This window comes from Aeromonas sp. 5HA1 (assembly GCF_029237245.1).
Classification (GTDB): domain Bacteria; phylum Pseudomonadota; class Gammaproteobacteria; order Enterobacterales; family Aeromonadaceae; genus Aeromonas; species Aeromonas salmonicida.
Genome location: NZ_JAACFW010000042.1, coordinates 1 through 11,256, shown reverse-complemented (window position 1 = coordinate 11,256; position 11,256 = coordinate 1). Strand labels below are relative to the sequence as shown.

The 11,256-nt window shown below is 58.1% G+C and carries 8 protein-coding genes and 1 pseudogene; 5 read left to right on the top strand and 4 right to left on the bottom strand.

The window, feature by feature from the left end; genetic code table 11:
* Together GWQ27_RS22065 and gyrA are read right to left on the bottom strand one after the other, a co-directional pair.
* On the bottom strand, nucleotides 1-265 hold a 265-nt coding region (locus tag GWQ27_RS22065), incomplete at its 3' end, for a transposase domain-containing protein (RefSeq protein ID WP_275908326.1).
* A gap of 123 nt (nucleotides 266-388) precedes the next feature.
* Nucleotides 389-3,193 carry a DNA topoisomerase (ATP-hydrolyzing) subunit A gene (gene gyrA / locus GWQ27_RS22060; RefSeq protein ID WP_275908325.1) on the bottom strand — a complete coding sequence of 935 codons (2,805 nt, stop codon included), beginning with the start codon at nucleotides 3,191-3,193 and terminating at the stop codon, nucleotides 389-391.
* Nucleotides 3,194-3,394: 201 nt separating this feature from the next.
* Here gyrA and ubiG point away from each other — a divergent pair, with 201 nt between their 5' ends.
* Both ubiG and GWQ27_RS22050 read left to right on the top strand, forming a co-directional pair.
* Nucleotides 3,395-4,111, top strand: coding sequence for a bifunctional 2-polyprenyl-6-hydroxyphenol methylase/3-demethylubiquinol 3-O-methyltransferase UbiG (ubiG, locus tag GWQ27_RS22055; protein ID WP_042866469.1), 717 nt, complete (start codon nucleotides 3,395-3,397; stop codon nucleotides 4,109-4,111).
* Nucleotides 4,111-4,797 (top strand): HAD-IA family hydrolase, encoded by a 687-nt coding sequence (locus GWQ27_RS22050; RefSeq protein ID WP_265462102.1) that lies wholly within the window; start codon nucleotides 4,111-4,113, stop codon nucleotides 4,795-4,797. Before ubiG ends, GWQ27_RS22050 begins: the two co-directional genes overlap by 1 nt.
* Here the strand turns inward: GWQ27_RS22050 and GWQ27_RS22045 are convergent.
* Nucleotides 4,794-5,741, bottom strand: a complete 948-nt coding sequence (locus GWQ27_RS22045) for an IS481 family transposase (protein WP_275908324.1) — start codon at nucleotides 5,739-5,741, stop codon at nucleotides 4,794-4,796. The genes GWQ27_RS22050 and GWQ27_RS22045 overlap by 4 nt on opposite strands.
* 643 nt (nucleotides 5,742-6,384) lie before the next feature.
* Here GWQ27_RS22045 and nrdA point away from each other — a divergent pair.
* The 3 genes from nrdA (at nucleotide 6,385) to yfaE (ending at nucleotide 10,415) form a co-directional block, all read left to right on the top strand.
* Entirely contained in the window at nucleotides 6,385-8,652 is a 2,268-nt protein-coding gene (gene nrdA, locus GWQ27_RS22040) for a class 1a ribonucleoside-diphosphate reductase subunit alpha (RefSeq protein WP_275908323.1), read from the top strand.
* Nucleotides 8,653-8,732: 80 nt separating this feature from the next.
* Complete coding sequence (gene nrdB / locus GWQ27_RS22035) at nucleotides 8,733-9,866, top strand: class Ia ribonucleoside-diphosphate reductase subunit beta (RefSeq protein ID WP_021140537.1); 1,134 nt, start codon at nucleotides 8,733-8,735, stop codon at nucleotides 9,864-9,866.
* 228 nt (nucleotides 9,867-10,094) lie between these two features.
* Nucleotides 10,095-10,415 (top strand): class I ribonucleotide reductase maintenance protein YfaE, encoded by a 321-nt coding sequence (gene yfaE, locus GWQ27_RS22030; protein ID WP_275908322.1) that lies wholly within the window; start codon nucleotides 10,095-10,097, stop codon nucleotides 10,413-10,415.
* Nucleotides 10,416-10,491: 76 nt separating this feature from the next.
* On the opposite strand, the pseudogene GWQ27_RS22025 reads toward yfaE, so the two are convergent.
* A pseudogene (locus tag GWQ27_RS22025) lies at nucleotides 10,492-11,256 on the bottom strand (IS3 family transposase); the annotation flags it as partial.

Sequence of the window (11,256 nt, the reverse complement as noted above, 5' to 3'; positions counted from 1 at the left end):
CGCTGGGGGCGACAAAGGGGCGGTCACCGGGCAAGAGGATATCGAGCTGATTGACCAGCTGGGTCATGGGGACGTGGCGGAAGATGGCCATGCCGATGATGGCCCAGACCAGACGCTCCATGGGCATGCGGCGACGGCGCAGGGTCACGACATCCTCTTCGGCGAGCAGGGTAGTGATGAGCGCAGGGGGAATGAGGTCGGAGAGTGACTCAAACTGGGCAGCATTGCTGGCGTGAAGGAAGTCGAGGGCCTGTTCGATACGCATAAAAAATCCGAAACCAAATCAACAGGTTTCGGATTTTTACACATCAGCAGGATCGGTCAATGGATCCTTAACTGATCGGCATTAACCCAAGGGTCGCTCTTTTTCATGGGGGCAAACGCGCGATTATTCGTCGCTCGCGACGCCCTCTTCAGGAGACCCTTCAGAGGATCCTGCGGCGGCAGAGCCGGCGTCTGGCGTGGTGTCGGTGCCTTCAGACACCTCACCGTCAATGGCCATGACGTCGTTCTCTTCCTCATCGCTCTCGGCAATGCGCTGCAGGCCAACCACGGTTTCATCTTCACCGGTACGGATCAGACGAACACCACCTGTGTTGCGGCCTATGATGCTCACTTCGGAGACACGAGTACGGACCAGGGTGCCGCCATTGGTGATAAGCATGATCTGGTCGGTATCGTCGACCTGGATCGCATCGATCACCTTGCCGTTACGCTCGTCCACCTTGATGGAACGAACGCCCTGAGTACCACGGCTCTTGGTCGGGTACTCGATCAGCGCGGTACGCTTGCCGTAACCGTTCTCGGTCGCGGTCAGGATGGCACCCTCGCCACGGGGGACGATCAGGGAAACCACCTTGTCGCCGTTGAGCAGGCGGATACCGCGTACCCCACCGGCGGTACGGCCCATGGGACGTACGCCCTTGAAGGTACCCTTGCTTTCGGTACTCTCGCTGCCTTCGCCGTTGTCGCTGCCATCATCGTCGTTGCCAGCGTCAATGACACTCTCGTCATCCCCGTCGACATCATCGCTGACATCAGCATCGGCTGCATCGGCGCGGCCGCTACCTTCATTGAAGCGAACCACCTTGCCCGCATCGGAGAACAGCATGATCTCGTTGCTGCCATCTGTGATGTCCACCCCGATCAGCTCATCACCCTCTTTGAGGTTGATGGCACGAATACCGGAGGAGAGCGGACGGCTGAACGCAGACAGGCTGGTTTTCTTCACGGTACCATCGGCGGTAGCGAAGAAGACATACTTGTCGTCGGCATACTCTTTGACCGGCAGGATGGCGGTGATACGTTCACCCTCTTCCAGCGGCAGCAAGTTGATGATCGGACGACCACGGGCGCCACGGGACGCCTCCGGCAGCTGATACACCTTGAGCCAGTAGACCTTGCCACGGGTGGAGAAGCACAGAATGGTGTCATGGGTGTTGGCCACCAGCAGACGTTCCACAAAGTCCTCTTCCTTGATCCGGGTGGCCGACTTGCCACGACCACCGCGGCGCTGGGCCTCGTAGTCGGTGATCGGCTGGTATTTCACGTAACCCTGGTGAGACAGGGTAACCACCACGTCTTCCGGCGTGATCAAATCTTCGATGTTGATCTCGGCGCTGGAGGCGCTGATCTCGGTACGACGTTCGTCGCCATACTGCTCGCGCACGGTCAGCAGTTCATCGCGGATCACTTCCATCAACCGTTCCGGGCTTGCCAGGATGAACAGCAGCTCGGCAATCAGATCCAGCAGAGATTGATACTCTTCCAGGATCTTGCCGTGCTCGAGGCCGGTCAGCTTGTGCAGACGCAGGTCAAGGATGGCCTGGGCTTGCTGCTCGGTCAGGAAGTATTGACCTTCACGGATGCCGAATTCCGGCTCCAGCCACTCGGGGCGGGCCGCGTCGTCGCCTGCTTTTTCCAGCATGGCGGCCACGTTGCCGAGCTCCCAACCGCGGGCAACCAGTTTGGCTTTGGCATCTGCGGGCGTATCGGAGTGACGGATCAGCTCTATGATGGGGTCGATGTTGGCCAGCGCGACGGCCAGACCTTCAAGGATGTGAGCCCGATCCCGCGCCTTGCGCAGCTCGAACACGGTCCGGCGGGTCACGACCTCACGGCGGTGCAGCAGGAACGCATCCAGAATGTCTTTAAGGTTCATCACCTTGGGCTGGTTGTTATCGAGCGCCACCATGTTGATGCCGAACGTGGTCTGCAGCTGGGTGTGCTTGTAGAGATTGTTCAGCACAATCTCGCCAGACTCGCCACGTTTGATCTCGATAACGATGCGCATGCCGTCTTTATCAGACTCATCGCGCAGGGCACTGATGCCCTCGACCTTCTTCTCTTTGACCAGCTCGGCGATCTTCTCGATCAACCGCGCCTTGTTCACCTGATAAGGCAGCTCGTGAACGATGATGGTCTCGCGACTGGTCTTGTCGTCCACTTCCACTTCGGCTTTGGCACGCACATAGACGGAGCCACGACCGGTACGGTACGCCTGCACGATGCCGGAACGACCATTGATGATGGCGCCGGTGGGGAAATCAGGCCCTGTGATGTAGGTCATCAACTCATCGATGGTGAGATTGCCATTCTCGATAAGCGCCAGACAACCGTTCACTATCTCGGTCAGGTTGTGAGGAGGAATGTTGGTCGCCATGCCCACCGCGATACCGGATGAACCGTTGACCAGCAGGTTGGGCACCTTGGTGGGCATGACAGCCGGGATCATCTCGGTGCCATCATAGTTGGGCACCCAATCCACGGTTTCTTTGTCCAGATCGGCCAGCAGCTCGTGGGAGATGCGGGCCATCCGCACTTCGGTGTAACGCATGGCGGCGGCGCTGTCGCCGTCGACCGAACCGAAGTTGCCCTGACCATCGACCAGCATGTAACGCATGGAGAAATCCTGCGCCAAGCGGACAATGGTGTCATACACGGCACTGTCGCCGTGCGGGTGGTATTTACCAATTACGTCACCGACCACACGGGCCGATTTTTTATAGGGCTTGTTCCAGTCGTTCCCCAACTCGTTCATAGCAAACAGAACGCGGCGGTGAACCGGTTTCAAGCCATCACGCACATCCGGCAGAGCTCGTCCTACGATCACGCTCATGGCGTAATCAAGATAGGAACTCTTGAGCTCTTCTTCGATGTTGATCGGCGTGATCTCTCTGGCCAGATCGCTCATAGAAAGCCTTAATCCCTAATTAGTTGTTCTTTGGCTTAAACAGCGCGCCATGGTAACACACTGAGCCAAATACCTTAAGCCACAAATCCGGGTAACAAGTCGGGCTGGTGTGACAAAGTGTCTCCGTTATAATGCCCGCCAGGACAATAGATTGCGCCCGAGTCTTGCTACCTGCGCGCCCTGCCACAGGATCCACAAAATATGAATAGTGATGCCAATGTCGATCTGACAGAAATCGCCAAATTTGAAGCCATTGCCTCCCGCTGGTGGGACATGGAGGGCGAATTCAAGCCACTGCATCAAATCAATCCGGTGCGCCTTGACTGGATCACCGACAAGAGCGGCGGCCTGTTTGGCAAACGCATCCTCGACATCGGCTGCGGTGGCGGCATTCTCTCCGAGAGCATGGCCCGTCGGGGTGCTCACGTCACCGGCATCGACATGGGCAAGGAGCCTCTCGGGGTCGCCCGCCTGCACGCCCTGGAACAAGGGGTAGAGCTCCAATACCAGCAGATGACGGCGGAGGAGCACGCAGGCCAGGCCCCTGGCCAGTATGACGTGGTCACTTGCATGGAGATGCTGGAACATGTGCCTGATCCGGCTTCGGTGCTGCGCGCCATCGCCACTCTGGTGCGCCCGGGCGGACGGGTGTTCGTCTCCACCATCAACCGCAATCCGAAAGCCTATCTGATGATGATCATCGGCGCCGAATACCTGATGAAGATGGTCCCCAAAGGGACCCATGATCACAAGAAGTTCATCACCCCCGCCGAACTGTGTCGCATGGGTGAAGCAGCAGGCCTTTTGGTACGGGACATGAGCGGGGTGCACTACGCGCCGCTCTCCAACCAGTTCAAGCTTGGCAAGAATGTCGACGTCAACTACATGGTGGAGTTCATCCGCCCGGAGCATGGCTGATGATCGATAACACGCCGGTACCACTGCGCTGTGTGCTGTTTGACCTGGATGGCACCTTGCTCGATACGGCGCCGGACTTGGGCGCCGCCGTCAACCATGTGCTGGTGAGCGAAGGCTTTGCGCCGCTCTCTGACGGCATCATCCGACAGACCACCTCCCACGGCGCGCTTGGGCTGCTCAAAGCCGGGCTTGGCGATGAGCTGCTCGAAGAGCTGGGGGCCACTCGCCTGCGCACCGCCCTGCTCGACTACTACGCGGCGAACCTCTGCGTCGGCACCCGCCCCTATGAGGGGATGGTGGCACTCATCGAATGGCTGGACGAACGTGCCCTGCCCTGGGGCATAGTCACCAACAAGCCGGGCTTTCTCACCGAACCGCTGCTGGCGGCCTTGCCCGAGCTTGCCAGTTGCGGCGTGACGGTCAGTGCCGACACCCTGCCGGTGCGCAAGCCCGACCCTGCCCCCATGTACTTTGCCTGTGAACAGTTGGGGGTCGACGCCGCCCACTGCCTCTATGTGGGGGATCACGTGCGTGACATAGAGGCGGGCCGCAATGCGGGCATGCGCACCGCCGTGGCGGGCTGGGGTTATCTGAGCGAGGACGAGGATCCCGCCGACTGGGGCGCGGATCTGCACTTCGATACCGTGCAGGCCCTGCACCACTGGCTGCGTTACGAGCTGAGCTAATTGTGTAAACCCACCAGGTTGTTCACAGATTGAAGACGGCTGATGGGGGGCTTATAGCCCAGACTTGCATGAGGACGATGCCAGTTGTACTCATGCAGCCACGGTTGCAGGTGTTCTGCCCGTTGCGCTGACGAGTCATAGCTCCGTGCATACGCCCATTCACGCAGCGCTGTCTGAATGAAGCGCTCTGCTTTGCCATTGGTTTGGGGTGTGTAAGGTTTGGTGCGCAGGTGCTTGAGTCCCAAGCGACGACACAGCTTCTGGAAGCGTTTTGACCGATAACAGGCGCCATTGTCAGTGAGTAGCCGACGGAAGCGAATGCCGAGCCCGGCGTAGTAGCGAAGTGCCTGTAACAGCGCCAGGCAGGCACTGCGTCCCGTTTCATCAGGAAGCAGGGCGCTGAAGGCCACACGGGAATGGTCATCAATCGCCACATGCGCATACTCCCATCCCGCTCCACGGGAATCCTGGCGGCGGTCACCGGTGACCCGATGGCCGGGACGATGGAAGCGCCCCAACTTTTTGATGTCCAGATGCAGCAAGTCACCCGGTTTCTCATGTTCATAGCGTTGTACTGGAGGGGCAGGTTCCAGATTAGCCAGTCGATTCAGTCCCCTTCGTTGCAGGATACGGGCGACAGTACTGTGCCCTATGCCCAGAGATTGGCTGATGTGCCGATAGGTTTGTCGCTGTTTGCGCAGTTCGATAATCCGCTGTTGGCGCAGGTTATCAATGGCATGAGGGCAGGATGCAGGTTGAGAAGAGCGATTGTACAAGCCATCAGGCCCCTCCTGGCGATATCGAGTGAGCCACTTGTAAGCGGTGCGGGTACTGACGCCGGCAGCGTGAGCGGCCTCTTCAACGCGCAGGCCCTGCTCAAGGATACGCAGGACAAGAAGCTGTCGACCAAAGACGGTTAATCGGGCATTTTTATGGTTGTTCACTGGGGCACCTCGGATGATTGGTTTGGTTGGCGCCTCCAGTTTTCCGGGAATGCCCCGAGTGAACAACCTACAGAGAGATCACAGCTAATCCTGTTTGCCGCCAGACAGCCAGATTGATGGATCATAAAGGCAGCTTTATCGCCAATCGGTGGCCAGATGAGCACGATTGGCGACCGTTGCAGGCACAAGGATGAGACCAGGGGAGGTCCGGATTGATCTCCCTTTTTTGCGGTTTGGCAACCGCCAACAGACTGGGACAGGACACCTTTTGACCCTTGCTGCACAAGGGATAACCAGACTGAATTTGCTAGTAAAAACACCCCGTTTTCGCAAGCAAAAAAAGTTATTTAAATTTTCCATGTTCGATCATCAGACTTGCATTTACCGGATCGGACGCATGAAAACCCACTCACTGTGAGCGTCCACTAACATGGGTCCCTACACCCACAATTTATCCACAGCTAATGCCTTATCCACAGATTGCAAAGCGAGGGCGACCTCACTATCTTGTAGCTCGAACTCAAAATAACACTATATCTTGTGATTCATCGCACAATACGCCCCCACCTCCCGCAGCCGTTCACAGCGCCGAGGCCAGCGCAGTGCGATGGTTTTTCGGGAATCAACTGAAGGTCATCAGCCAATGAACTTGTTTGTGACGAAGCGTAACGGCCACAAAGAACCCATCGATCTGGATAAAATTCACCGCGTGCTGGATTGGGCCGCCGAAGGGCTCGACAACGTGTCGGTCTCCCAGGTGGAACTCAAGTCCCACATCCAGTTCTATGACGGTATCCGTACCGCCGATATCCACGAAACCGTCATCAAGGCCACTGCTGACCTGATCTCCGAGCAAAGTCCGGATTACCAGTACATGGCTGCCCGTCTGGCCATCTTCCACCTGCGCAAGAAAGCCTACGGCCAGTTCGAGCCGCCCCACCTCTACCAGCACGTCGCCCGTCTGGTAGACATGGGCAAATATGACAAGCACCTGCTGACCGACTACACCCAGGCCGAATTCGAGGAGCTCAACGAGCACCTGGATCACTGGCGTGACATGAACTTCTCCTACGCCGCCGTCAAGCAGCTGGAAGGCAAGTACCTGGTGCAGAACCGCGTCACCGGCGAGATCTACGAGAGCCCGCAGTTCCTCTACATACTGGTAGCGGCCTGCCTCTTCTCCAAGTATCCGAAAGATACCCGTCTGAGCTACATCAAGCGTTTCTACGATGCGGTGTCGACCTTCAAAATTTCGCTGCCGACCCCCATCATGAGCGGTGTGCGTACCCCGACCCGTCAGTTCAGCTCCTGCGTGCTGATCGAATGCGATGACAGCCTGGATTCTATCAATGCCACCGCCAGCGCCATCGTCCGTTATGTCTCCCAGCGCGCCGGCATCGGCATCAACGCCGGTCGCATCCGTGGTCTGGGCAGCCCCATCCGTGGCGGCGAAGCCTTCCACACCGGCTGCATCCCCTTCTACAAGTACTTCCAGACTGCGGTCAAATGCTGCTCCCAGGGCGGCGTACGCGGTGGTGCGGCCACCCTCTTCTACCCGCTGTGGCACACCGAAGTGGAGAGCCTGCTGGTACTGAAAAACAACCGCGGCGTGGAAGAGAACCGGGTCCGTCACATGGACTACGGCGTGCAGATCAACAAGCTGATGTACCAGCGCCTGATCAAGGGCGGTGACATCACTCTGTTCTCCCCGTCCGATGCCCCTGGCCTGTACGATGCTTTCTTTGCGGATCAGGACAAGTTCGAAGCACTCTACGTCAAGTACGAGCAGGATCCGGCCATTCGCAAGAAGACCATCAAGGCGGTCGACCTTTTCTCCCTGATGATGCAGGAGCGCGCCGGCACCGGTCGCATCTACATCCAGAACGTGGATCACTGCAACACCCACAGCCCGTTCGATCCAAGCGTGGCGCCGGTACGCCAGTCCAACCTCTGCCTCGAAATCGCGCTGCCCACCAAGCCGCTCAACAACGTGGATGACGAGGATGGCGAAATTGCCCTGTGCACCCTGTCTGCCTTCAACCTCGGCGCCATCGAGAAGCTGGAAGATCTGGAAGAGATGGCGGATCTCGCCGTGCGCGCCCTGGATGCCCTGCTCGACTATCAGGACTACCCGCTCAAGGCCGCCCAGAAAGGCAGCATGAACCGTCGCACCCTGGGCATTGGCGTCATCAACTACGCCTACTACCTGGCCAAGAACGGCGCTCGCTACTCCGATGGCTCAGGTCTGGCGCTGACCCACCGCACCTTCGAGGCGATCCAGTTCTACCTGCTGAAAGCCTCCGTGCAGCTGGCCCGCGAATTCGGCCCCTGCCCGGCGTTCAACGAAACCACCTATGCCCAGGGCATTTTGCCCATCGATACCTATAAAAAGGATCTCGACAACCTGTGCAACGAGCCGCTGCACCTGGACTGGGAAACCTTGCGTGAAGAGATAAAGACAGTGGGTCTGCGCAACTCCACCCTGACCGCCCTGATGCCGAGCGAGACTTCCAGCCAGATCTCCAACGCCACCAACGGCATAGAGCCGCCGCGTGGCCTGGTATCGGTCAAGGCCTCCAAGGATGGCATTCTCAAACAGGTGGTGCCCGAGTATCATCGCCTGAAAGATCAATACGAATTGCTCTGGAAGCAACCGAGCGTCGATGGCTATCTGCAGCTGGTCGGTATCATGCAGAAGTTTGTGGATCAGGCGATCTCCGCCAACACCAACTACGACCCCGCCCGTTTCGAAGGCAACAAGGTACCGATGAAACAGTTGCTCAAGGATCTGCTGACCGCTTACAAATACGGCCTCAAGACCCTCTACTATCACAACACCCGTGATGGGGCGGATGACGCACAAGCCGATATGCAAGATGACGGTTGTGCCGGTGGAGCTTGTAAAATATAAGCCATTGCAAGATCTGACAACCGGGCGGGAGCGACAGGCTCCCGCTCTCCTGTTTATCCATTCAATACATTCTGGTAACCATGGCCTATTCAACTTTCTGCCAAACCCAAAACGACCAGCTCAAAGAGCCGATGTTTTTTGGCCAATCGGTCAATGTGGCCCGTTATGATCAACAAAAACACGAAGTCTTTGAACGGCTGATCGAGAAGCAGCTCTCCTTCTTCTGGCGCCCGGAAGAGGTGGATGTCTCCCACGACCGCATCGACTATCAGGCGCTGCCGCCCCACGAGCAGCACATCTTCATCTCCAACCTGAAGTACCAGACCCTGCTGGATTCCATCCAGGGTCGCAGCCCTAACGTAGCGCTGCTGCCGCTGGTCTCCATTCCGGAGCTGGAAACCTGGATCGAAACCTGGGCCTTCTCGGAGACCATCCACTCTCGCTCCTATACCCACATCATTCGCAATATCGTCAACAACCCGGGTCAGGTGTTCGATGACATAGTGACCAACGAGCAGATCCTCAAACGCGCTGGCTCCATCAGTTGCTTCTACGATGACCTGATTGAAGCGACCGCGCTCTACAACCTGCACGGTGAAGGCACTCACAGCGTCGCCGGACAGATGCGCACCATCACTCTGCGCGAGCTGAAGAAGAAGCTCTATCTGTGCCTGATGAGCGTCAATGCCCTGGAGGCAATTCGCTTCTACGTCAGCTTCGCCTGCTCCTTTGCCTTCGCCGAGCGCGAATTGATGGAAGGCAACGCCAAGATCATCAAGATGATCGCCCGTGACGAAGCGCTGCACCTGACCGGCACCCAGCATATGCTGAACCTGATGCGCACCGGCCAGGACGACCCCGAGATGGCCGAGATTGCCGCCGAGTGCGAGCAAGCCTGCTTCGAGATCTTCAAGGAAGCCGCCATTCAGGAGAAAGAGTGGGCCGAGTACCTGTTCCAGGACGGCTCCATGATCGGCCTGAACAAAGACATCCTCTGCCAATATGTGGAGTACATCACCAACCTGCGCATGAACGCGGTCGGTCTGCAGCCAGCCTTTGCCGGCGCAAAGCAAAACCCGATCCCCTGGATCAACACCTGGTTGTCGTCTGACAACGTGCAGGTCGCCCCGCAGGAAGTGGAAGTGAGCTCTTATCTGGTCGGCCAGATCGACAGCGAAGTACATGCCGATGATCTCGGTGACTTCGAGCTGTGAGTGAGCACCCGATATGCTGGTCAGTCGGATCGACAGCGAAGTGCACGCCGATGATCTCGGTGACTGCGAGCTGTGAGTGAACATCCGATATGCTGGTCAGTCGGATCGACAGCGAAGTACACGCAGACGACTTGGGCGATTTCGAGCTGTAAGTCAGCGACCCGATATGCTGCTCGGTCAGACAGGCAGAAACCTAGATGCAGACAATTTATCAGGTGACGTTGAACTGTGAGTGACGCAACCAACACCTTGGGCCCTGCCCTGCAGCCTGCAACGCAGCAGGAGGCACCACAGGCGCCGCTGGTACATACCTGTGATGGCACCCTGCTCGCCCATCCCGGCGAGAGCCTGTTGGAGACCCTGGAGCGCCACGGCCATCAGCTGGAGTTCCAGTGCCGCAGCGGTTATTGCGGCGCCTGCCGCACGCCCTTGCTGGCAGGCTCGGTGCACTACCCCAATGTGCCGCTGGCGTTTGTCTCCCCGGGTGAATGCCTGCCCTGTTGCTGCAAACCGATCGGTGCCATCCGGCTGGACCTGACGAAGGGTTGAGCCTCCTCGGCAGACTGGGCATAAGCATGTCTAGTCCTGAAATAGGTTTACACATTTTCGGCTAGCTTTGCTCCACTCAGAACCCCCGATGTACTGCATCGGGGGTTCTGTATTTCAACGCATGATGCGGCCGCTCCACGTTGTAGATATCCACCGCCTCACGTACCATCTCCCGCGCTTGCGCCAGGTCCTGCGGGCTTTGCAACAACAACTCTCCTTTCAAAATCCCGTTCACCCTTTCCGCCAACGCATTCTGGTAACAGTCATACCCATCCGTCATCGAGCATCTCACCCCATGCCGGTCATGCAATGACTGATACAGCCCCGAGCAATACTGCACGCCGCGGTCCGAGTGATGGATAAGCTTCCCGCTGCTACGCCGTTGCTTCAGCGCTTTCTTAAACGCCATCGCCACCGACTCGGCGTGCATCCTTTCGTGCACGTGATGGCCCACTATCTTGCGTGAGTATCAGGTACAGCGGCCCACTCCTGGCTGGCAGATAGGTGATGTCGGCGACCCAGACTTGCTCCGGAGCCACCGGCGTGACCTGCTCAGGCCCTGCCTTGAGCAAGTTGGGATGACGGTAGAAACGGTGAAAACTGTGGGTGGTCTTGTGATACGCCCGTCTGGGCGGCACCAGCAGGCGATGCTCGGCCAATATCCGAAACAGCCTGTCCCGTCCGACCTTGAGCCCGCCATCATCCTGACCCTGAAGCAGATAATGCAGCTTGCGGGTGCCGACCCGCGGTTGTCGCAGCCGTACCTGACGCACGAAGCGCACCACCTGCAGCCCCTGTGCATGGCGCACGTCAGCAACCCGATTGCGCTTGTAGTAAGCCT